The following is a 21,127-nucleotide window of genomic DNA, read 5'->3' as shown; positions in this document are numbered from 1 at the left end:
CGATATATCGGAACCTGTCGGATGACAATGCTCCCGGTCGACGCCCGCTGCCCTGTGACAGGGAAGTCGGACCGGTATCGCGGCCTGAAGAGGTCGCGCCCCTCGGTGAAGGCGACCCCGCGGAGGACGATCGCCTCACGGCACCACGCCCAGTCGGCAGCCCACTCCACGGGCAGGCGGCGGTCGATGAACGCGCGTCCGGCGGCAGCATCGCCCTCTTCCCTTGCGCCGCCGCCGGCGTCACAGACGATCGCGCCTGCTATGCTCCACGGCATTAGCTGAGCCTTTCCAGCCGGGTAGACCCCCGACGGAAAGGCTCTTTTTTGTGTTCAAATCCGGAACGTCCGGGATTCTCGTTGAATGGAGCCCCATGCCAGAGGTATCCGTGCGTTTGGCTGATGCTGCCGACAGCCCCGTGGTGAAGCGACTATGGCTGATGTTCCGCCATGATCTGTCGGAATTCGATGAGGCCCTTCCCGATATCGACGGGACCTTCTATGCCGATCGGCCCGACATCGTTCTCACTGACACCGACTGGGCGGCCTACCTCGTGACGATTGACGCCCGCCCAGCTGGTCTTGCCTTCGTTCGGGGTCTGGCCGGTCCGAAGCGCGTGCTGAACAGCTTCTTCGTCGTTCGTGGAGCCCGCAGAGCGGGAATCGGTCTAAACGCTGCTCAGCAGGTGATGGCCAGGCACCACGGCCCCTGGGAAATCGCCTTTCAAGACGCCAACGTGGGAGCAGTCCACTTCTGGCGACGCGTCGCCAGGGAGGTCGCTGGTGACGCATGGACAGAGGAGCGCAGGCCAGTGAGCCGTCGACCAGACCTGCCGCCCGACGTCTGGATCTCGTTCGACCCAGCTCAAGGCATTTCCCGCGAAATCTGAGCGGTGCGGTCGCGGAGTTCCACTCGCCAGCGGAATCCTCTTTGCTGGCAGGTTCCCGAGCACCATTTACGGATGGGGACCGGCTTTCGGTGGGCCATCGAGGAGGGGTTGGTCCGGGGTGGCCGGTAGCGCTGCTCGCAGCCCCGGCAGGCTTTCCTGCTATGAGGGCGCGGGATGTCGAGGTCTGTCGGATGGAGCTGTGTGTCCGCTTCTTTGGACGGCGTCGGCGGCGGCTCCGCGGGACGGTGATGTAGATGACCGGTATTCGTTCGGCCTGGCCGGGTGACGGCGGCGGTCCTGGAGTTCGTGGGCCAGGCCGAGCTGGGTCAGGGCCCTGATCGAACGCACGGGCAGGAGCCCCACCTGGCATGACTCGAACAAGGCCAACTTCGATGTCACAAAACAGCGTTGACCCAAATCCGATGACAACTCACCCGACATCGCTGTCGCAGGTCACCCGCCGGCCGATGACCCGACCGGCCCCGCCCACCCGGCACCACCGGTCGGCAGCGGCGAGGACCCCCGCCGCCCGACGGCGGCCTCCCCGTCGCCGGGACGTCGACCGGTGGAGGCCCTCCGCCGCCGCCGTGCGCAGTGGCCGGCCCGGTCCCAGTCGTCCCCCGGGTCCCGACGCGGGGGCCCGCCCTGCCGGGCACCGACCGGGAGTACGCCGCGGGGCAGGCCGCCGAAGGGTCCAGTGGGTGCGGATTGGCCTTGTCCCGCCGGGCCTCGTGCCCTCTACGGTCGCGGCATGCGGATTCGAATCGTCGACGCCTTCGCCCACCGTCCCTTCACCGGAAACCCGGCCGGCGTCCTGGTCCTGGACTCCCCCGGCTTCCCCGGCGACGCGTGGCTCCAGAACGTGGCCGCGGAGGTCAACCTCTCCGAGACGGCCTTCGCCCACCCCCTTCCCCCGGGGTCGGAGGCGGACTTCGCCCTGCGCTGGTTCACCCCCGCGGCGGAGGTGGACATGTGCGGGCACGCGACGCTGGCCACGGCGCACGTCCTGCACGGAGACGGCAGGACGGAGGGGACCGTACGCTTCGCGGCCCGGTGCGGGATCCTGACCGCCACCGCCGGGGACGACGGAACGGTCACCCTGGACTTCCCCACCTCGCCGCTCGCCCCCGTCGCCGCGCCCGACGGCCTGGCGGAGGCCCTCGGGGCCACACCCCTGTCGGTGCACGACACGGGCGAGCACATCGGCGACCTGCTCGTGGAGCTGGCCGACGAACGCGCCGTGCGCGGTCTGCGCCCCGACACGGCCGCGCTGGCCGCACTGTCGGACCGGGGAGTCATCGCCACCGCTCCGGCCGGGGACCCGGCCGGAGGCCACGACTACGTCTCACGCTGCTTCTTCCCCCGGCTCGGCATCGACGAGGACCCCGTCACGGGCAGCGCCCACACCGCCCTCGCCCCCTTCTGGTCCGCCCGGCTGGGGCGTCCGGTGCTGACGGGCCTCCAGGCGTCCGCGCGCTCCGGTCTGGTGCGCACCGAGCTGCGCGGGGAGCGCACCCTGCTGTCCGGAGGGGCCGTCACCGTCATCGACGGAGAGCTGCTCACGTCCCCCTGAGCCGGCCCGGGGCCGGGCAGTCGCGCGGCCCCGGCGCCGCCTCAGGGTGTCGGCAGCCAGTCGACCCGGCCGGCGAGCAGCCCGTACCCGACGAAGGCCACGATGTCCAGGAAGGCGTGCGCCGCGACCAGCGGCCCGACCCTCCCCCAGCGCCGGTAGAGCAGCACGAACACCACGCCCATCACCATGTTCCCGACGAAGCCGCCGACGCCCTGGTAGAGGTGGTACAGGCCCCGCAGCACGGCGCTCGCCGCGAGCGACGCCCTCGGCGACCACCCCAACTGGTCCAGCCTGCGCAGCAGGTAGCCGACGACGATGACCTCCTCGACGACGGAGTTCTGCAGGGCGGAGAGCACCAGCACCGGGTACTTCCACCAGACGTCCGGCAGGGACTCGGGCACCACGGTGAGGTTGAATCCCGCCGCCCGCGCGAGGAGGTAGAAGGCCAGCCCGGCGCTGCCGATCCCCGCCGCGACCAGCGCTCCGCGGCCGAGGTCGGACCAGGGGCGGCTCCGGTCGAAGCCGATCGCGCCCAGCCCCGCGCGCTCCCTGATGAGAAGATGCGCCACCAGCGCCACCGGCACCAGGGCGGTGGCGATGCCGAACAGCTGCCAGGCGAGGTCGAGCCAGGGCCGCCCGGGCGCGTAGGAGCCGTTGAGGGTGGCGGCCTGGTCCTTGAGCCCACCGGGCCTGGTGAGCGACCCGATGAAGCTGATCAGCGAGGAGACCGCGCTGGCCCCGAGCGACAGGGCCAGCACCAGCACGGTCTCGGACCGCAGCAGCCCGACCGACAGTCCTGCGGGAGGGCGGGGGTGGCTCCCGCCGACGGCCTCTGCCTGCACACGTGCCTCCAGGTTCGGTGGACGACCACGCTCCCTCGCCCTGGGGGGCACGGGTGCGGGGCCGCGTGCGGCGGGCCCGGGCCCCGCACCCGCGCAGGGCCCGGGCCCCTCCCGGCGCACCGGTGAGGGGGCCCACCGCATGGGGGATCACAGCTTGCCCGATGCGGGTGCCGCCGTCCCAGCCGGGTCCGCCCCGAGGCACCCGGGCCCCCGTCCGGCGCCTCCCGGCCCGGAGCCCGGCAGCGGGCGGAGGCCCCCCGGCGGTGGCTGCGGGGGTCGGTCAGGCGCGGCCCGGCCCGGGGAACCCGACGGGCCAGGTGTGCACCGGCTCGCCCTCCCGCATCAGCTCCATGTAGCGCCGGGTCGTCGCGGCGAGCGCCGCCTCGCGCCCGAGACCCGCCCCGAGCGCCCGGTGGTAGGTCCGCACCTGCCAGGAGGCGCCGTTGGCCCGCTGCCGGCAGCGCTCCTCGATCACGCCGAGGTAGCGGTCCCGGTCGGCCGGCTCGATGTTCCACGCGTCCAGCCCGGCCTCCGCGAGCGGCAGCAGCTCGTCGCGGACCAGGTCGACCACCGGCACGGTGACCAGCCCGCCGCCCCGGCCGGAGCGGGGCCAGCGCACCTCGGCGTCGATGCCGTGCCGGCAGGCCGCCGCGAAGTTCTCGTGGGCCGTCTCGAAGGGCATGCGGCTCCACACCGGCCGGGCGTCCTCCGCCAGCGCCCGCACCAGCCCGTAGTAGAAGGCGGTGTTGGCGATGACGTCCGTGACCGTGGGCCCCGCGGGCAGGACGCGGTTCTCCACGCGCAGGTGCGGCACTCCGTCGACGACGCCGTACACGGGGCGGTTCCAGCGGTACACGGTGCCGTTGTGCAGCACGAGCTCCTGGAGCCTGGGCACACCGCCGTCGTCGAGGACGCGCAGGGGGTCCTCGTCGTCGCATATCGGCAGCAGCGCGGGGAAGTAGCGCAGGTTCTCCTCGAAGAGGTCGTAGGCGGAGGTCACCCAGCGCTCCCCGAACCAGGTCCGCGGGCGTACCCCCTGGGCCTGGAGTTCGGGCGGGCGGGTGTCGGTGGCCTGCTGGAACAGCGGCGGCCGGGACTCCCGCCACAGCTCCTTGCCGAAGAGGAAGGGCGAGTTGGCGCCGACCGCGACCTGCAGGGCGGCGACGGACTGCGCGGCGTTCCAGACGTCGGCGAAGCGGGAGGGGGTGACCTGGAGGTGCAGCTGCACCGAGGTGCAGGCCGCCTCGGGGGCGATGGAGGAGGAGGTGCAGTGCAGATCCTCGACACCGGAGATGTCGAGGGCGAAGTCCTCCCCGCGGGCCGCGACGATCTGGTCGTTGAGCAGGGTGTAGCGGTCGACGGCGGAGAGGTTGGCGGTCACCAGGTCCTGCTGGGCGAGCGTGGGCAGAATCCCGATCATCACAATGCCGGCACCCGCCTCGCCCGCCTTCCGGTCCGCATATCCGAGGCCGGTGCGCAACTCCTCGGCGAGCTGGTCGAGAACATGGCCCTCCAGCCGGTGCGGAACGATGTTCACTTCGAGATTGAACATTCCGAGTTCGGTCTGGAAATCCGGGCTGGCGATGCGCGAGAGGACTTCTCCGTTCATCATGCGCGGCATACCGTCCCCGCCGGCGAGATTCAGCTCTATCTCCAGGCCCATGAGATTCCTCGGCCTGTCGAACCGCTTCTCGGCCAGGAGCCTCCCCAGTCCGGCGAGGCACTGCTGGAGCTTGCGCCGGTACCGCTGCCGATCGGACAGGTCGAACCCGCCTGCCACGACCTTCTCCCCCATCGGCGGTTCCTTCCTCGACTGGAAGCCACTCAGCCAGGGCGGCTCGTGACACGGACGATAATGCCCAGACTCTTTGATCCGTAACGCCCCCGGCGCAGGCGCGCTCCCGATAGGCTGGAGTCAGCCCCTGTGCGCGGCACATACCGGAGGCACATACCAGAGGATATGCCGGAGGGATATTCACCGGGGTGACGTGGCGAGAACCACCGACCGGATTCGGCCTACCGCGCGGCCGGTGAATCCGCTGGCCACGGTCCGCATCTCTCACCCGAACAGCGGGGAAGGCCCGTCGACGGGGTCCGGTATTCGCCTTGCGCGAAATACGGGCGACGACTAGCGGAAACATCGGGCGAACAAGTGTCGTATAAACTCCGCGAACGGGCCGACAGTCGGCGCCCGGTGGTCCTCCGGCCCCGCGCGGCCCCCTGCCGACAGCGTCGTCCGCACCTCCCCGCATCACCGTGTCTCCTGAGTGAGAGGCGACCCATCATGCCGCTGCTTTTCCCCCCGGCCCCCGCGTCCGCCCTGCGCAGCGTTCTCGCAGCACTCGGATCCCCCGCGGCGGTCCGCGAGGCTCCGACCCCGGCCCTGCGGTCCGTCCAGGGACCACTGAGCGCCGAGCTGCCGCTCCCGCTGCACGTCCTCGATCGGGTCGTGACCGGTGGCGGCCAGCCGGCGACCCGGCTCGCCGGCTGGCGCTTCCTGGTCCGCAGCGGTGATCGCGCCGTGGCGGCGGCCGACAGCGTGCCCAGCGCCGACGGCTGGGCGTTCTCCCACTTCTTCGAGGGGCCCTACCTGGCCTCCACCGAACTCGCCCTGCACCAGGCGGAGTCCACCGGTGCCCACGGCCAGGCCCGGCTGCTGTCGGTGCCCGAGCTCTACATGCTCACCCTGTGGCTGCACGCGGACACCGAGGCCGATCCGGCACGGGGCTCGCTCCAGCCGGGCGACCTCCTGGTCCCCCTGGCCCCGGCGCCCCCCGGGATCGCGGCGCACCGCCCGCACCCGGCGGCCGACCTGCTGCCGCTGATGACCCTCCGGCTGGCGCCGGCTCCGCTGCTCGACCCGGCCGCCTGACGGCACCCGCACCGCTCCGTACGCCCCGCGCCCCCACGGGCACGGGGCGTACCCGTGTCCGCCCCCGGACGCGCCCCGCCCGGAGTGACTAGCCCGCTGGGACCATGCAGAACCCTCCGAAGTGACGGCCCGGGTGTCCTGAACCGCTCCGGCGGGTGATGCGTCATCCATCAGTAGGAAGAGCTGCCGTGAAATCCCTGCGGATCGCGCTCCGCAGCGGAAGACTGGCACCGGACCGACACGATACGGGGGGCGGCCATGAACAGCTCATCGAGCCGCAGGAATCACACCACATCGCAGGGAAAGAACCCGCCCATGTGCCAGCACCAGCCTGTCTGCCCGACGTCCGACTCCGCCGACCGGGAGGCGGCCCGCCTGGTGGCGCACCATCCGGAGCAGGGCTGGAGCCTGCTGTGCAACGGCGTCCTGCTCTTCGAGGACACCGGTGAGCTGCTGCCCGACGGCCGGGTCATCGCGCCCCGGCGCGCCCTGGGCACCGGCCAGGTGGTGACCGCGGCCTGACCGCGGGCCGTCGGTTGTTCCCTCCGAAGGGGAGGCGCCACCGAACGGCGCAGGGGCCGCGCGAGGACGGTGTCCTCGCGCGGCCCCTGCGGGTCTTCCGCCCCGGGGGGCGGTCCGGTCAGGCGTCGTACTCGTCCAGCGGCGGGCAGGAGCAGACCAGGTTGCGGTCACCGAACGCACCGTCGATACGGCGGACCGGCGGCCAGTACTTGTCGGCGGCGCTCACCCCGGCCGGGAAGACGGCCTCCTCGCGGCTGTAGGCGTGCTGCCACTCGCCGCCCAGCGCCGCCGCGGTGTGCGGGGCGTTGCGCAGCGGGTTGTCCTCCGCCGGCCAGTCGCCGGAGGCGACCTTCTCGATCTCCGCCCGGATGGCGATCATGGTGTCGCAGAACCGGTCCAGCTCGGCCAGGTCCTCGCTCTCGGTCGGCTCGATCATCAGCGTGCCGGCCACCGGGAACGACATGGTCGGCGCGTGGAAGCCGTAGTCGATCAGCCGCTTGGCGATGTCGTCGACGCTGACTCCCGTCGCCTTGGACAGCGGCCGCAGGTCGATGATGCACTCGTGGGCCACCAGCCCGCCGGGGCCGGTGTAGAGGACCGGGTAGTGCGGCTCCAGGCGCTTGGCGATGTAGTTGGCGGCCAGCACCGCCACCTGGGTGGCCCGCTTCAGGCCCTCGCCGCCCATCAGGCGCACATAGGCCCAGGAGATCGGCAGGATGCCCGCGGAGCCCCACGGGGCCGCCGAGATCGGCCCGACGCCCGTCTCCGGGCCGGCGGTCGGCTGGAGCGGGTGGTTGGGCAGGTACGGCGCCAGATGGGCGCGGACGCCGACCGGGCCGACGCCCGGACCGCCGCCGCCGTGCGGGATGCAGAAGGTCTTGTGCAGGTTGAGGTGCGAGACGTCCCCGCCGAAGCGGCCCGGCTTGGCCAGACCCACCAGGGCGTTGAGGTTGGCCCCGTCGACGTACACCTGGCCGCCCGCGTCGTGGACCCGGGCGCAGATGTCGGCCACGTGCTCCTCGAACACGCCGTGGGTCGACGGGTAGGTGATCATCAGGACGGCCAGCTGCTCGCGGTGCTGCTCGATCTTGGCCCGCAGGTCCTCGACGTCGATCTCGCCGTCGTCGGCGGTCCTGACGACGACCACCTTCATCCCGGCCATGACGGCGCTGGCCGCGTTGGTGCCGTGGGCCGAGGACGGGATCAGGCAGACGGTGCGCTGCTCGTCGCCGTTCGCCCGGTGGTAGGCGCGCACCGCGAGCAGGCCGGCCAGCTCGCCCTGGGAGCCCGCGTTGGGCTGGATGGAGACCTTGTCGTAGCCGGTGACCTCGGCGAGCCGCTCCTCCAGCTCGGTGATGAGCGTCAGATAGCCCGCGGCCTGCTCGACCGGCGCGAACGGGTGCATCTGGCCGAACTCCGGCCAGGTGACCGGCTCCATCTCGGTCGTCGCGTTCAGCTTCATGGTGCAGGAGCCGAGCGGGATCATGCCCCGGTCCAGGGCGTAGTCCCGGTCGGCGAGGCGGCGCAGGTAGCGCAGCATCGCGGTCTCGGAGCGGTACTGGTGGAAGACCGGGTGGGCCAGGTAGTCGTCGCTGCGCAGCAGCGACGCGGGCAGCGCGTCGGCACCGGCGGCGTCCAGCGCCTCGACGTCCCCGCTCACCCCGAAGGCGGCCCACACGGCGGCGAGCTGCTCGCGGCCGGTGGTCTCGTCGCAGGCGGCGGAGACATGGTCGGCGTCGACGAGGCGCAGGTTGACCCCGCCCTCGCGGGCGGCCGCGACGACCTCGGCTGCCCGGCCGGGCACCCGGAGGGTGACGGTGTCGAAGAAGGAGCCGTGCACCACCTCGACGCCCCCGGCGCGCAGCCCGTCGGCGAGGAGCGCGGCGTAGCGGTGGGTCCGCTCCGCGATGGCCCGCAGGCCGTCGGGGCCGTGGTAGACCGCGTACATGCCCGCCATGACGGCGAGGAGCACCTGGGCGGTGCAGATGTTGCTGGTCGCCTTCTCGCGGCGGATGTGCTGCTCGCGGGTCTGGAGGGCGAGGCGGTAGGCCTTGTTCCCGTCCGCGTCCACGGAGACGCCGACCAGACGGCCGGGAAGGCTGCGGGCGTGGGCGTCGCGGACGGCCATGTAGCCGGCGTGCGGGCCGCCGAAGCCCATCGGCACGCCGAAGCGCTGGGTGGTGCCCACCGCGATGTCGGCGCCCAGCTCCCCGGGCGGGGTGAGCAGCGTGAGGGCGAGGAGGTCGGCGGCGACGGTCACCACGGCCCCGAGCCCGTGCGCCTGCTCGATGACGGGCTTGAGGTCCCGCACCTGGCCGGAGGCGCCCGGGTACTGCAGCAGCACGCCGAAGACACCGCGCTCCGCGATCTCGGCGGGGATGCCGTCGGACAGGTCGGCGGTGACGACCTCCACGCCGGTGGGCTCCGCCCGGGTCTCTATGACGGCGATCGTCTGGGGCAGCGCGTCGGCGTCGACGAGGAAGACACCGCCCTTGACCTTGCCCACCCGGCGGGAGAGGGACATGGCCTCGGCGGCCGCGGTGCCCTCGTCGAGCAGCGACGCGCCGGAGGTCGGCAGTCCGGTGAGGTCCGCCACCACGGTCTGGAAGTTGAGCAGGGCCTCCAGGCGCCCCTGGGAGATCTCCGGCTGGTACGGCGTGTAGGCCGTGTACCAGGCCGGGTTCTCCATGACGTTGCGGAGGATGACGGGGGGCGTGAAGGTGCCGTGGTAGCCCAGGCCGATCATGGGCGCGAGCACGCTGTTGCGGCGGGCGAGGGCGCCGAGCTCGGCGAGGACGTCGGCCTCGCTGCGGGCCTCGGGAAGGTCCAGGGCCTCCGCGCTCCTGATGACGTCCGGGACCGCGGCGGCGGTCAGCTCGTCGAGCGAGCCGTAGCCCACCTGGGCCAGCATCTTGGCCTGCGCGGCGGTGTCGGGGCCGATGTGGCGGTGCTCGAAGGGGATGCCGCGTTCGAGCTCCGAGAGCGGGATGCGGTTGTCGGTCATGTGGGAGGCCTCCTGGTCTGGTACGACCTGCGAGGGGCATCACGACGCGGATGCCCGGACGGCCTCCCCCTCTGTCATCTCGACCTGAGAGCTTCACCGGGCGCGTGTGGCACGCACCGGCTTTCACCGTCGGTGAGAGCGGATGCCGTCCGACGCCCGCCCTGCTTTCCAGAGTGACCTCGTCCGTGCGGTACAGGGGCCTGAGAGATTCCGGGGAGGATTTGCTCCTTCGGCGCCACCGGCGGGGTTTCACCGGTGGACTCTCCCGCACGGGGTCGACAGCCGTCTGCCAGGGTACCAGCGTGTTCCGCGCGGTCCCCCGAGTGGCCGACACCGCCGATGTGGCCTTTCGTAGGAGGGGGAGCAGCCGCGATCAGTTGGAGGGACCGTGCAGACCGACATCGATCCGCGCAGCCTGATCGGCCGCAAGGCCTTCGACCGCGACGGCCACAAGATCGGGACCGTCGACGAGGTGTACCTGGACGATGCGACGGGGGTCCCGGAGTGGGCGGCCGTGCGCACGGGTCTCTTCAGCCGGGACGCGTTCGTCCCCCTGGAGCCGAGTGAGCTCGTCGGCGGGATGCTGCGGGTGCCCTACGAGCGCTCCCTGATCAGGAACGCCCCGGACTTCGGTGTCGGCCGCCATCTCTCGCCCGAGCAGGAGCTCCAGCTCTACCACCACTACGGGCTCCATCTGGCCCCTCCCCCGCCGACGACGCCGGCTCCGGCGTCCGGGGACCGGTCCTTCGGCCGGATCGCGGGCGAGGAGGACTGAGGGCCGGCCGTCTCGGACAGGCGCTGCACCCGCGGCGGCTGAGCGCACCGGCCCCCGCCGTCCGGACGTCCGGAGCGGCGGGGGCCGGTGCGCTCAGCCGCGGGCCGCCTCCGGGCCGCCCGCGCGGGAGGGGGGCGGCCCGCCTCCCCCGACCAGGGGCAGGGGGTCGGAGGGCTCCAGCTCGGGGTCGTCCACGGGGAAGGTCCGTACCCGCCCGGGCTCGGACCCGGGCTGCTCGAACCGCACGGTGACCCGGCCGACGCCGCTGCCCTGGACCCAGCCGGGGCCGTGCACCGCGTGCCGGACGTCCTGCCCGGCCGCCCAGTGCCGGGGCTCCGCGGGGCTCCCTGGCTGCTCCCGGGCCGACGGCGCGGGGGGCTGCTCCCCGGCCCCGGCCGGCCTGCCCGGGGCGGCCCCGTCCCCGGCCGCCGCGCCGCCGGGTGCCGCGTGGCCCGGCGGTTCCGGGCCCGCCCCGGCGGCGGCCTGGGCGAACAGGTCCTCCTGGGTGTAGTCCGCCAGCCCGGTGACCCCCACGCCGAGCAGCCGCACGCCGCCCGTGGTGTCGACCGACTCCAGCAGGCGCCCCGCGGCCTCGCGGACGACCGCGGGATCGTCGGTGGGGCCGCGCAGGGTCTCGGAGCGGGTGAGGGTGGAGAAGTCGTAGCGCCGCACCTTCAGCACGATGGTGCGCCCCGAGTGCCCGCCCGCCCTCAGGCGCCGCACGCACCGCTCGGCCAGCCGGTCCACCTCCGTCCGCACCCGCAGCCTGTCGTGGAGGTCGGTGTCGAAGGTGTCCTCGACGGAGACGGACTTGGCGTCCCGCTCGGCCACGACCGGGCGGTCGTCGCGCCCGAGGGCCATCCGGAACAGGGCCGTGCCGTGCGTCCTGCCGAGCAGGCGCACCAGCTCGTCCTCCCCGGCCTCGACCAGGTCGCCCACCGTGGCCGTCCCCGCCCGGCGCAGATGCTCCCCGGTGGCCGGGCCGACCCCCGGCAGGATGCGCACCGGCATGGGGGCCAGCAGCTCGCGCTCGGTGCCGGGCTCGATGAGCAGGAGCCCGTCGGGCTTGGCCTGCTCGGATCCGATCTTGGCGAGCATCTTGGAACCGGCGAGGCCCACCGAGCCGCTCAGCCCCGTCAGCGCACGGATGTCGGCCCTCAGCCGCAGGCCGGCGGCCCGCGCGGAGGCGGAGTCCTCCGCCGCTCCCCCGGCCTCCAGATCGACGAATGCCTCGTCCAGCGACAGGGGCTCCACCAGCGGCGACAGCTCCCGGAGCAGAGCCATGACCTGGTCGCTGACCGCCCGGTAGAGGGCGAACCGGGGCACCAGGTAGGCGGCGTTCGGGGCGAGGCGCCGGGCCTGGGCCGTCGGCATGGCGGAGTGGACGCCGAAACGCCGGGCCTCGTAGGAGGCCGTGGCGACGACGCCCCGGGGCCCGAGGCCGCCCACGACGACCGCCTTCCCGCGCAGCGAGGGCTTCGCGGCCTGCTCGACGGCGGCGAAGAAGGCGTCCATGTCCAGGTGCAGGACGGTCGGGGCGGATCTCACACCCCCGATGCTGCCCTACCCCACCGACAGCGGCGCCGCGGTATCCGCGGCGCCGGGCACGGAACCGGCCGCGTACCGCCGGACGGGTGACAGAGGGTGCCGCCGGGCCGCTGCGCCGAGCGGCCGGGCCGGAGACGGGGGTGCCGGAAGGGCCTCAGACGGCGCGGTCGCGGCGGCGCCGGGCCAGCTCGTCGCCGGGGTTGTTGCCGATGAGCGTCTCCCCCGTGTCGACGCGCTCCCCGTGGAGCTGGGAGAGCGCGGTCTCCACGTCCCTCCACACGACGCCCACGGCGATCCCGAAGACGCCCTGGCCGCCCTGGAGCAGACTGACGACCTCGTCGGGCGAGGAGCACTCGTAGACCGTGGCCCCGTCGCTCATCAGCGTCATGCGCTCCAGGTCCCGGAACCCCCGGGCGCGCAGGTGCTGCACGGCCGCGCGGATGTTCTGGAGGGCGACACCGGTGTCGAGGAAGCGCTTGACGATCTTGAGGACGACGACGTCCCGGAAGCTGTAGAGGCGCTGGGTGCCCGATCCGTAGGCGGCGCGGACACTCGGCTCGACGAGCCCGGTGCGCGCCCAGTAGTCCAGCTGGCGGTAGGTGATACCGGCCGCCGCGCAGGCCGTCGGCCCGCGGTAGCCGATGGTGTCCTGCTCGGGTTCGCCCGTGCCCCCGCACGGCGGATACGGCACACCGCCCACCGGACTGATTCCGGGGCCGCCCCCAGCCGCACTGCCGCCGCTGCTTCTCACGCCGACCTCCGTCCTTGACCTGCCACCTCGACGGTAGGGAGTCGCCCGGGGCCCGTCAACGATCGCCGCACTCGCCACGCCGGGTGATAGTCACCCTGAGAGTGGTTTGCCGTGACCCGGGACCGGGAAAGGCTGGCCGAATGGTCACGGGCCCCCACCACTCCCGTCACCGACCGTCGAGACGACCCCGCACCGTCGTCACCCCGCGTGAGCACGGGCCCCGGTCCCGGCCGCCGTCCGGGGCACGCCCGCCGGCCGTCCGTACGGGCGCGTCGCCGGGGTCACTGGTTGCTGCTGCCGAAGTCCTCGGGCGAGATCTGGTCGAGGAACTCGCGGAACTTCTCGACCTCGTCCTCCTGCTCGTCCGGGATGGCGATTCCCGCGTCGTCGAGGACACCGTCGCTGCCGTAGATCGGCGTCCCGGTGCGCAGGGCGAGCGCTATGGCGTCGGAGGGACGGGCACTGACCTCGACACCGCTGGCGAAGACCAGCTCCGCGTAGAAGACCCCTTCACGCAGGTCGGTGATGCGGACCTCGGACAGCTCCTGACCCACGGCCTCGAGCACGTCCTTGAAGAGATCATGGGTAAGCGGCCTGGCGGGGGCCATGCCCTGCTGCGCGAAGGCGATGGCCGTGGCCTCACCCGGACCGATCCAGATGGGGAGGTACCGGTCGCCTCCCACTTCGCGCAGGAGCACGATCGGCTGGTTCGAGGGCATTTCGACCCGGACACCCACAACGTCGAGCTCATTCACACAGCAACCCTAGGACGTCCGCGCCGGGTTTGGGTAGTCGGGCCGGGTCAAGATCAGGTCGAGCGGATCCCGAGGGCACTGCGCACCAGGGCCGCGTGCAGCCGTACGGACAGGGCCGCGAGCTCCCTGGTGGTGGCCTCCGCATGGGCTCTGGTCTGCGGATTGCGGTGTCGGCGCAGCGGCGCGACGACCTGCTCCACCAGTCCGGCGTCACGCTCCGCCGACGCCCGCATGGCCCTCAGGTGGCGGGGCTCCAGCCCGAACCTGCCGAGATCGGCCACGAGCCGGGCGACGGTGACGGCCTCGGCGGGATAGCCGCCGTCCCCGTCCGGCGCCACCAGGCCGTAGGACTCCCACTCGGCCAGCTCCTCCTCGCCCGCGCCCGACGCGGCCAGCAGCTCGGCCCGGCCGACCCTGCGCACGGTGGGCTCCTCGGCCCCCGGCTCCCACAGCTCCTCCGCGGACTCGCCCGGGGCGGCGCCCGGCGGCAGCTGCGGCTGCTCGCCGCGTTCCAGGGCGTCGAGCTGCTCGCGGATCACCCGCAGGGGAAGGTAGTGGTCCCGCTGCATCCGCAGGACCAGCGCCAGCCGCTCCACGTCCTGGGGGCTGAACTTGCGGTACCCGGACGGGGACCTGCTGGGCTCCACGAGCCCCTCAGCCTCCAGGAAGCGGATCTTGGAGATCGTCACCTCGGGGAACTCGTCCCGCAGCCGGGTGAGCACCGCTCCGATGCTCATCGGCCGGTCGCCCGGTGCGGCGGTGCCGTGGCCGGCACCGCCTGGGGGTGTGCGCAGCATTACCTTCCCCTTGACGGGTCAGACGCCCCGCTGGCTCCCGTAGAAGACCAGCCGGTACTTGCCGATCTGGACCTCGTCGCCGCTGGACAGCGGGACGGAGTCGATCCGCTCGCGGTTGACGTAGGTGCCGTTGAGGCTGCCGACGTCGGAGACGGTGAAGTGGCCGTCGGCACCGCGGCGGAACTCCACATGGCGACGGGACACCGTCACGTCGTCAAGGAAGATGTCGCTCTGCGGGTGGCGCCCGGCCGTCGTCAGCTCGCCGTCCAGGAGGAAGCGGCTGCCCGAGTTCGGGCCGCGGCGCACCACCAGGAGGGCCGAGCCCTGCGGCAGCGCGTCCACCGCGGCCTGGGCCTCCGGGGAGAGCGCGGGCAGCGCGGTCTGGCCGGTGGTCTCCGAGTCGTACGCCTCGATCCCGGAGATCGAGATCGTCGACGTGGTCTCCGAGGCCCGCTCGGCAGGCACCCCGCCGCGCAGCGGCGCACCGCACTGGGAGCAGAACCGGGCGGCCTCGGTGTTCTGGTGGCCGCACCTCGTACAAACCGGCAAGCCCGCCATGGACGGTTCCTCCTGCCGCGGCTGCCCCGCGTGGGGGTCGGTCGCGTACGGGTCCGGGGCGAACCCTCCACCCGTACGTGATGGTTCCCCGAAACCTATGCGGCCTGCACCGGCAGGGTCAACAGACGACGCGCCCCGTCCACCGGAATGGTCGCCGGTGGCGACCTCGTCGCGGAACAGCGGACGGTCACCGCCCTGCTCCTCGGCCTGGCCGTGACGCGGCGCGCGGTGGCGGGCGTCGCCGTCCTCGCGCGCGCTCTTGCCGAACAACTTCCCAAACAACTTCACGGGCGTTTCCCCTTGACCGAAATAGACCCGCCCGTGGGGCAGGACGAACCCTGAACAACCACACCTGCCGACCCGGACACCCTCTCAACGTCCGTGACCACCCGACAGTTTCCACCACGCGCCGCCGATCCGGCGCGCCACCCCCCTGAACTCCCCTGCCCTGGCCCGGCAGCCCCCATGTTCCCCCGCTTCACTGCGATGACGACCGAGCGTAGTCAGGCGGTTCCGCCGGTCGCAAGGCGTCCACGACGATCTTCTCCGAACGAGCCACGGTAGCCGTGGCCTGCTCCTTCTCCAAGGTCTGCACCACACCGCCGGGGATGTTGAGCGCCGGCTCCAGGTCCTCCGGCTTGCCGATGGCCCGGAAGGTGTACGGCGCGCTGACCCGCTCGCCGTCCACCTCGACGGCGCCCGCGGTGCCGGAGAAGTAGGTCTCCGCCACCACCCGGACCCCGTTGACCTGGATCGCCTCCGCCCCGGCCGCACGCAGCTCCTGCACGGTGTCCAGCAGCCTGTCGGGCTCCACCGTCCCCGAGGGGTCGCCGATCGTGAGCGTGATGCCCGGCCCCTGGGCCGCCACCGTACCGGCCAGGATGCCGAGCTGCTGCTCCTTCTGCCGGAGCTGCTTGCGCGCCTCCTCTGCCTGGTCCGAGCTGTTCTCCAGCTCGGTGCGCTGCTCCTCCAGGCTCTGCTTCTCGTCCTGGAGGCGCTGGGTGCGGTTGTCGAGCTCGTCGAGGATGCGCACCAGGTCCTCCTGGCGGGCCCCGCGCAGCGCGCTCTCGTCGCTGTTGGAGCGTACCTGGATGGCCAGGCCCAGGCCCAGCACGAACAGCAGCACGGCGACGATGAGTTGGGCACGCGTCACGCGCGGCGGCCACAGGGCCTCACGCAGCCTCCGGCGTCCGGTGCTGCGCTCCTCCGCCTCCGCGGCGGCCCGGCCGTCCTCCGGTTCCGCGCTCGGCGGCGGGGGCGGGGCCAGGGGCGGCAGCGGTTCCCGCCGGGATTCCGGTGCGGGTTCCCGACGGGGCTCCGGTGCGGGTTCCCGACGGGGCTCCGGCGTGCCCTCGTTCGGCCGGTCGTCGCTGTTCATGTGCCTCACGCCCGGAAGACATGGCGGCGGATGGCCGCGGCGTTGGAGAAGATGCGGATGCCCAGGACGACCACCACGCCGGTGGACAGCTGGGCGCCCACCCCGAGTTTGTCGCCCAGGAAGACGATCAGCGCGGCGACCACGACGTTGGACAGGAAGGACACCACGAAGACCTTGTCCACGAAGATGCCGTCCAGCATGGCGCGCAGTCCGCCGAAGACGGCGTCCAGGGCGGCCACCACGGCGATCGGGAGGTAGGGCTCGACCACCGCCGGCACCTCCGGCCGGACCAGCAGACCGACCACGACTCCCACGACGAGGCCCAGTACGGCGATCACGATGCGTCCTTCTCTGTGTCGGCCGCGCCCGTCCGGCTGCCCTCATCGGCACCGGTGGTCCGCGGCTCGGCTGTACGTACGATCAGGCTCGGCGCGGCAGGCAGCCGGACCCGCTCTTCGGCGGTGATCCGGGTGCGGATGCCGAAGTCCTCCTTGAGCAGCTGCAGGTACTGCCCGTCGGCGCTGTCCTGGAAGGCGGAGGCCAGGTTCTCCCCGTCGCCCACCGCGAGCACCGTGTAGGGCGGCACCATGGGCCGGTTGTCCACGAGCACCGCGTCCCCCGCCGCGCGGATCGCGGAGAGCGCCGTGAGGCGGTGCCCGTTGATGGAGACCGCCTCCGCGCCCGACTCCCACAGGCCGTTCACCACGCGCTGGAGGTCCCGGTCGCGGACCCGCCCGGTGTCGGAGAAGCCGCTGCTCTCCCGGGGGCCGTCGCCCCCCTGTCCCGTGCCCTTGGCATCGTCGACCACCAGGGTGACCCCGGGGCCCTCCACCGCGGTCGCGCCCGCCAGCAGCCCGGCCGGGTTGCTGGCACCGGAGTCGTAGGAGCTGAGGGCCCTGCGCTGCCGCTCGTGGACGTCCTCGCGCAGCGACTCAACCGTGCGCTCCAGCTCACCCACGGAACGCGTCTGCGCCTGGACCCGGTCGATCAGCTCCTCGCGTTCCTTGGCGAGCACGGGGGCCGCCAGCCGCGTCTCCGCGGCGCCGACGGTGACGACGGCGCCGGTCAGCACCAGGCCCAGGGCCAGCCCGAGACGGGCCCTGAGGGTACGGGGGACACCGCCGCCCTCCGAGCGTCGCGCGGCCGCCTCGGCGTAGCCGTCGTCGAGGCTGTGCTCCATGACGTTGGTCAGCAGCGACATGGACGCGTCGGGGCGCGCGGGCGGCGCGGGACCACTGCTCCGAACGGGGGGCTGCTGGGACATGCCGCACATCGTCGCACGTCGCGGTCGCCGGCGCCGAACGGCCCCCGTGGAGTGCCGGGCGGGGCACCTGGCGCCCCGCCCGGCACAGGAGGCCTCCCGTCAGGTGCCGGCGCTGTCCACCACCGCGGTCCACTCGTCGAGCAGCGCCTCCGCCGACGCGTCGTCGGGCCCCTCGGCCCACAGGTGGGTCACGGCCTCGGCCGGGTCGGGCAGCACCATCACCCAGCGCCCGTCGGCCTCCACGACCCGCACGCCGTCGGTGGTGTCGACCCGGCGGTCGCCCGCGGCCTCGACGACCCGCCTCATCACCAGGCCCTTGACCGCCCACGGGGTGGCCAGGTCGCGCCGCAGCACATGGGCGCGCGGGATCCGGGCGTCGATCTGGCTCAGGGTGAGCTGGGTCCTCGCCACCAGGCCCACGAGGCGGACGAAGGCGGCGGACCCGTCGAAGACCGAGCTGAACTCCGGGACGATGAAGCCGCCCCGCCCGTCACCGCCGAAGATCGTGGACTCCTCGCGGCCCACCCGGGTCAGGTCGTCGGGCGAGGTCGTGGTCCACTCCACCTGGGTGCCGTGGTAGGCGGCGACCTGCTCGGCGATCCGTGTGGTGGTGACGGGCAGGGCCACCCGGCCGCTGCGCCGCTCCGCCGCCACGAGGTCGAGCAGCACCAGCAGGGCCCGGTCGTCCTCGACGATCCGCCCCTGCTCGTCGACGAGGGAGAGGCGCTCGCCGACGGGGTCGAAGCGGACGCCGAAGGCGGCCCGTGCCGAGGCGACGATCTCGCCGAGCCGCACCAGTCCGGAGCGCCGGGTGTCGGCCGACTCCGTGGGCCGGGACTCGTCGAGGCCGGGGTTGATCGTCAGGGCGTCCACGCCGAGCCGGCCGAGAAGGCTCGGCAGGACGAGGCCGGCACTGCCGTTGGAGGCGTCGATGACGACCTTCAGCCCCGACTCGGCGATGCCGCTGACGTCCACGCTCCGCAGGACGGAGCCGGTGTAGGAGTCGAAGACGCTCGACGGGAAGCGCAGGTCCCCGATCTCGCCCGGGAAGGCGCGCCGGTACTCCTGGCGGGCGTAGACGCGGTCCAGCTTGCGCTGCCGGGCCTGCGAGAGGTCCGCTCCGCGCTCGTCGAGGAACATGATGTCCACGGAGTCCGGGACACCGGGCGAGGTCCGGATCATGATGCCGCCGGCGCTGCCCCTGGCGGTCTGCTGACGGGCCACGGGCAGCGGTACGTTCTCCAGGTCGCGCACGTCGATGGCGCTCGCCTGGAGGGCGGAGATCACGGCGCGCTTGAGGGCGCGCGCGCCGCGCGAGTGGTCACGGGCGGTGGTGACCGTGGCCCCCTTCTTCAGGGTGGTGGCGTAGGCGCCGGCGAGGCGGACGACCACCTCGGGGGTGATCTCGACGTTGAGGATGCCGGACACCCCGCGCGCGCCGAAGAGGTGCGCCTGGCCGCGCGACTCCCAGATCACCGAGGTGTTGACGAAGGCGCCGGCCTCGATGGTCTTGAACGGGTACACCCGCACGTTGCCCTGGACGATCGACTCCTCGCCGATCAGGCACTCGTCGCCGATGACCGCGCCGTCCTCGATGCGGGCGGCGCGCATGATGTCGGTGTTCTTGCCGATCACGCAGCCGCGCAGATTGCTCTGCTGCCCGAGGTAGACGTTGTCGTGGACGACGGCCTTGTGGAGGAAGGCCCCCGACTTCACGACGACGTTGGATCCGACGACGGTGTGCTCCCTGATCTCCGCACCCGGCTCGATCTTGGCGTAGTCACCGATGTAGAGCGGTCCCCGCAGGACGGCGTCGGGGTGGACGTCCGCGCCCTCGGCGACCCAGACGCCCGGGGAGATCTCGAAGCCGTCGAGTTCGACGTCGACCTTGCGTTCCAGGACGTCCGCCTGGGCCTTCACATAGCTCTCGTGGGTGCCCACGTCCTCCCAGTAGCCCTCGGCGACATAGCCGAAGATCGGCTTGCCCTCCTTCATCAGCTGGGGGAACACGTCACCGGACCAGTCCACGGGGACATCCGGTTCGACGTAGTCGAAGACCTCGGGCTCCATCACGTAGATTCCGGTGTTCACCGTGTCCGAGAACACCTGGCCCCAGGTGGGCTTCTCCAGGAAGCGCTCGACCTTTCCCTCCTCGTCGACGATGGTGATGCCGAATTCCAGGGGGTTGGGGACCCTCGTGAGGCAGACGGTGACGAGAGCGCCCTTCTCCTTGTGGAAGGCGATCAGGTCGCTGAGGTCGAAATCCGTGAGCGCGTCACCGGAGATGACGAGGAAGGCGTCGTCCTTCAGCGCCTCCTCTGCGTTCTTCACACTCCCCGCGGTACCGAGCGGCTTCTCCTCGTTGGCATAGGTGAGCTCCATTCCCAGTTCCTCGCCGTCACCGAAGTAGTTCTTGACGAGCGAGGCGAGGAACTGGACGGTCACCACGGTCTCGGTGAGTCCGTGCCGCTTGAGCAGCCGGAGCACGTGCTCCATGATCGGCCGGTTGGCAACCGGCAGGAGCGGCTTGGGCATGCTCGAGGTCATGGGGCGAAGCCGGGTTCCTTCGCCACCGGCCATCACGACGGCCTTCATGTCGGAAGCGTCCTCCTTGAAGAGATGACGGTTCAGCCGACGGCACCCGTCCGAAAGGACCCTGTGGTGGCGTCCGCGGCCGGCCACTCTGCACGGCTGCGCTTCTGGAGGGGTCAATCGGCCGCTGCGTCCGCCTTGACGAGGCGGCGGACCTGGACCACGTAGAGGATCCCTGCCCACCAATACAGTGTTGTACCCCATCCGGCGAACGCCCATCCGAAAATCGCCGCCAGTGACGCCAGCCAGCCGGACCCGTCACTCAGGAGCAGCAAGGGGAAGGCGTACATGAGGTTGAAGGTGGCCGCCTTGCCGAGGAAGTTGACCTGCGGGGGCGGATATCCGTGGCGCCGCAGGATCCCGACCATGACCAGCAGCATCAGCTCTCTTGCGAGGAGCGCGACGGTGAGCCAGAGAGGGAGAATCTCTCGCCAGGTGAGCCCCACCAGGGTGGACAGGATGTACAGCCGGTCGGCGGCGGGGTCGAGGATGCGGCCCAGACTGCTGATCTGGTTCCAGCGGCGGGCCAGTTTTCCGTCGAGGTAGTCGCTGACTCCGCTGAGCATCAGGACGAGCAGGGCCCAGCCGTCGCTCTTCGGACCGCCGAACTCGGGGAGAAGGATCAGCCACAGGAAGAGCGGCACTCCGAGGAGTCGCGCCATGCTGAGAATGTTGGGGATGGTGAGCACCCGGTCGGTCTGAACGCGGGTCTCCTGGACCTCCACCCGAGGGCCTCCTGTGGGGAACGTGCTGACGATGCCCCCCGACCTTACCCGGGCGGCTCCCGCTTCCCGGCGGCAGGGGTCGTGCGCTCCGGTGTGGAGGCGGGCCGCCGAATCCCGGCGAGACCGGCGGAAACCTCCCCCGGACAGGGGCACCGGAACCTCCTCGGAAAACGGTCCGGAAACACGAAAAAGCCCCGGAACACACACGGTGTTCCGGGGCTCTCCCCAACAATAGTTCGGCGGCGTCCTACTCTCCCACAGGGTCCCCCCTGCAGTACCATCGGC

At 72.2% G+C, this 21,127-nt stretch carries 18 protein-coding genes and 1 riboswitch; of the genes, 5 read left to right on the top strand and 13 right to left on the bottom strand.

Translation table 11 applies throughout. The features are described 5' to 3' along the window. The first annotated feature begins 370 nt into the window (after window positions 1–370). Together ACGF15_RS14140 and ACGF15_RS14135 are read left to right on the top strand one after the other, a co-directional pair. Complete coding sequence (locus ACGF15_RS14140; protein WP_345615056.1) at window positions 371–886, top strand: GNAT family N-acetyltransferase; 516 nt, start codon at window positions 371–373, stop codon at window positions 884–886. A 751-nt stretch (window positions 887–1,637) separates the two neighbouring features. Beyond that, entirely contained in the window at window positions 1,638–2,459 is an 822-nt protein-coding gene (locus ACGF15_RS14135; protein WP_345615057.1) for a PhzF family phenazine biosynthesis protein, read from the top strand. A 41-nt stretch (window positions 2,460–2,500) separates the two neighbouring features. Here the strand turns inward: ACGF15_RS14135 and ACGF15_RS14130 are convergent, their stop codons facing one another. Further along, window positions 2,501–3,301, bottom strand: a complete 801-nt coding sequence (locus ACGF15_RS14130; RefSeq protein WP_376428688.1) for a CPBP family intramembrane glutamic endopeptidase — start codon at window positions 3,299–3,301, stop codon at window positions 2,501–2,503. 280 nt (window positions 3,302–3,581) lie between these two features. Then, entirely contained in the window at window positions 3,582–5,096 is a 1,515-nt protein-coding gene (locus tag ACGF15_RS14125) for a glutamate-cysteine ligase family protein (RefSeq protein ID WP_362615258.1), read from the bottom strand. 489 nt (window positions 5,097–5,585) lie between these two features. Here ACGF15_RS14125 and ACGF15_RS14120 point away from each other — a divergent pair, with 489 nt between their 5' ends. Together ACGF15_RS14120 and ACGF15_RS14115 are read left to right on the top strand one after the other, a co-directional pair. Continuing rightward, window positions 5,586–6,173, top strand: a complete 588-nt coding sequence (locus ACGF15_RS14120) for a hypothetical protein (protein ID WP_345615059.1) — start codon at window positions 5,586–5,588, stop codon at window positions 6,171–6,173. 315 nt (window positions 6,174–6,488) lie between these two features. Next, window positions 6,489–6,695, top strand: coding sequence for a DUF5999 family protein (locus ACGF15_RS14115; protein ID WP_345615060.1), 207 nt, complete (start codon window positions 6,489–6,491; stop codon window positions 6,693–6,695). A gap of 118 nt (window positions 6,696–6,813) precedes the next feature. On the opposite strand, the gene gcvP is transcribed toward ACGF15_RS14115, so the two are convergent. Continuing rightward, a complete protein-coding gene (gene gcvP, locus ACGF15_RS14110) occupies window positions 6,814–9,699 on the bottom strand; it encodes an aminomethyl-transferring glycine dehydrogenase (RefSeq protein WP_362615741.1) in 2,886 nt (961 codons plus the stop codon). A gap of 178 nt (window positions 9,700–9,877) precedes the next feature. Continuing rightward, window positions 9,878–9,977: riboswitch (glycine riboswitch) on the bottom strand. A gap of 110 nt (window positions 9,978–10,087) precedes the next feature. On the opposite strand from gcvP, the gene ACGF15_RS14105 reads away from it, so the two are divergent. Beyond that, window positions 10,088–10,474 carry a PRC-barrel domain-containing protein gene (locus ACGF15_RS14105; protein WP_256525136.1) on the top strand — a complete coding sequence of 129 codons (387 nt, stop codon included), beginning with the start codon at window positions 10,088–10,090 and terminating at the stop codon, window positions 10,472–10,474. A gap of 93 nt (window positions 10,475–10,567) precedes the next feature. Here ACGF15_RS14105 and ACGF15_RS14100 read toward each other — a convergent pair whose 3' ends face one another. The 10 genes from ACGF15_RS14100 to ACGF15_RS14055 all read right to left on the bottom strand — a co-directional run bounded on the left by ACGF15_RS14100 (window position 10,568) and on the right by ACGF15_RS14055 (window position 20,842). Next, window positions 10,568–12,022 carry a DNA polymerase IV gene (locus ACGF15_RS14100; protein WP_392798862.1) on the bottom strand — a complete coding sequence of 485 codons (1,455 nt, stop codon included), beginning with the start codon at window positions 12,020–12,022 and terminating at the stop codon, window positions 10,568–10,570. Window positions 12,023–12,176: 154 nt separating this feature from the next. Further along, entirely contained in the window at window positions 12,177–12,773 is a 597-nt protein-coding gene (locus ACGF15_RS14095; protein ID WP_376428910.1) for a MerR family transcriptional regulator, read from the bottom strand. A gap of 281 nt (window positions 12,774–13,054) precedes the next feature. Then, window positions 13,055–13,528 (bottom strand): bifunctional nuclease family protein, encoded by a 474-nt coding sequence (locus ACGF15_RS14090; RefSeq protein WP_345615063.1) that lies wholly within the window; start codon window positions 13,526–13,528, stop codon window positions 13,055–13,057. 53 nt (window positions 13,529–13,581) lie between these two features. Then, on the bottom strand, window positions 13,582–14,325 hold the full coding sequence (locus ACGF15_RS14085; protein WP_345615064.1) for a MerR family transcriptional regulator: 744 nt from the start codon (window positions 14,323–14,325) through the stop codon (window positions 13,582–13,584). An 18-nt stretch (window positions 14,326–14,343) separates the two neighbouring features. Then, window positions 14,344–15,213 carry an FHA domain-containing protein gene (locus ACGF15_RS14080; RefSeq protein ID WP_345615077.1) on the bottom strand — a complete coding sequence of 290 codons (870 nt, stop codon included), beginning with the start codon at window positions 15,211–15,213 and terminating at the stop codon, window positions 14,344–14,346. 148 nt (window positions 15,214–15,361) lie between these two features. After that, on the bottom strand, window positions 15,362–16,261 hold the full coding sequence (locus ACGF15_RS14075; protein ID WP_345615078.1) for a DUF881 domain-containing protein: 900 nt from the start codon (window positions 16,259–16,261) through the stop codon (window positions 15,362–15,364). A 5-nt stretch (window positions 16,262–16,266) separates the two neighbouring features. Next, window positions 16,267–16,599: a small basic family protein gene (locus ACGF15_RS14070; RefSeq protein WP_003970459.1), complete on the bottom strand. Its 333-nt coding sequence runs from the start codon at window positions 16,597–16,599 to the stop codon at window positions 16,267–16,269. Continuing rightward, window positions 16,596–17,525 carry a DUF881 domain-containing protein gene (locus ACGF15_RS14065; protein ID WP_345615065.1) on the bottom strand — a complete coding sequence of 310 codons (930 nt, stop codon included), beginning with the start codon at window positions 17,523–17,525 and terminating at the stop codon, window positions 16,596–16,598. Before ACGF15_RS14065 ends, ACGF15_RS14070 begins: the two co-directional genes overlap by 4 nt. 99 nt (window positions 17,526–17,624) lie before the next feature. Further along, window positions 17,625–20,120: a mannose-1-phosphate guanyltransferase gene (locus ACGF15_RS14060; protein ID WP_345615066.1), complete on the bottom strand. Its 2,496-nt coding sequence runs from the start codon at window positions 20,118–20,120 to the stop codon at window positions 17,625–17,627. A gap of 113 nt (window positions 20,121–20,233) precedes the next feature. Then, window positions 20,234–20,842 (bottom strand): CDP-alcohol phosphatidyltransferase family protein, encoded by a 609-nt coding sequence (locus ACGF15_RS14055; protein WP_256525131.1) that lies wholly within the window; start codon window positions 20,840–20,842, stop codon window positions 20,234–20,236. Between the last annotated feature and the right edge of the window lie 285 nt (window positions 20,843–21,127).

This window comes from Streptomyces sp. NPDC048001, from assembly GCF_043203115.1.
In the GTDB taxonomy this organism is placed as follows: domain Bacteria; phylum Actinomycetota; class Actinomycetes; order Streptomycetales; family Streptomycetaceae; genus Streptomyces; species Streptomyces sanyensis.
This window is presented reverse-complemented; position numbering and strand designations above follow the sequence as displayed.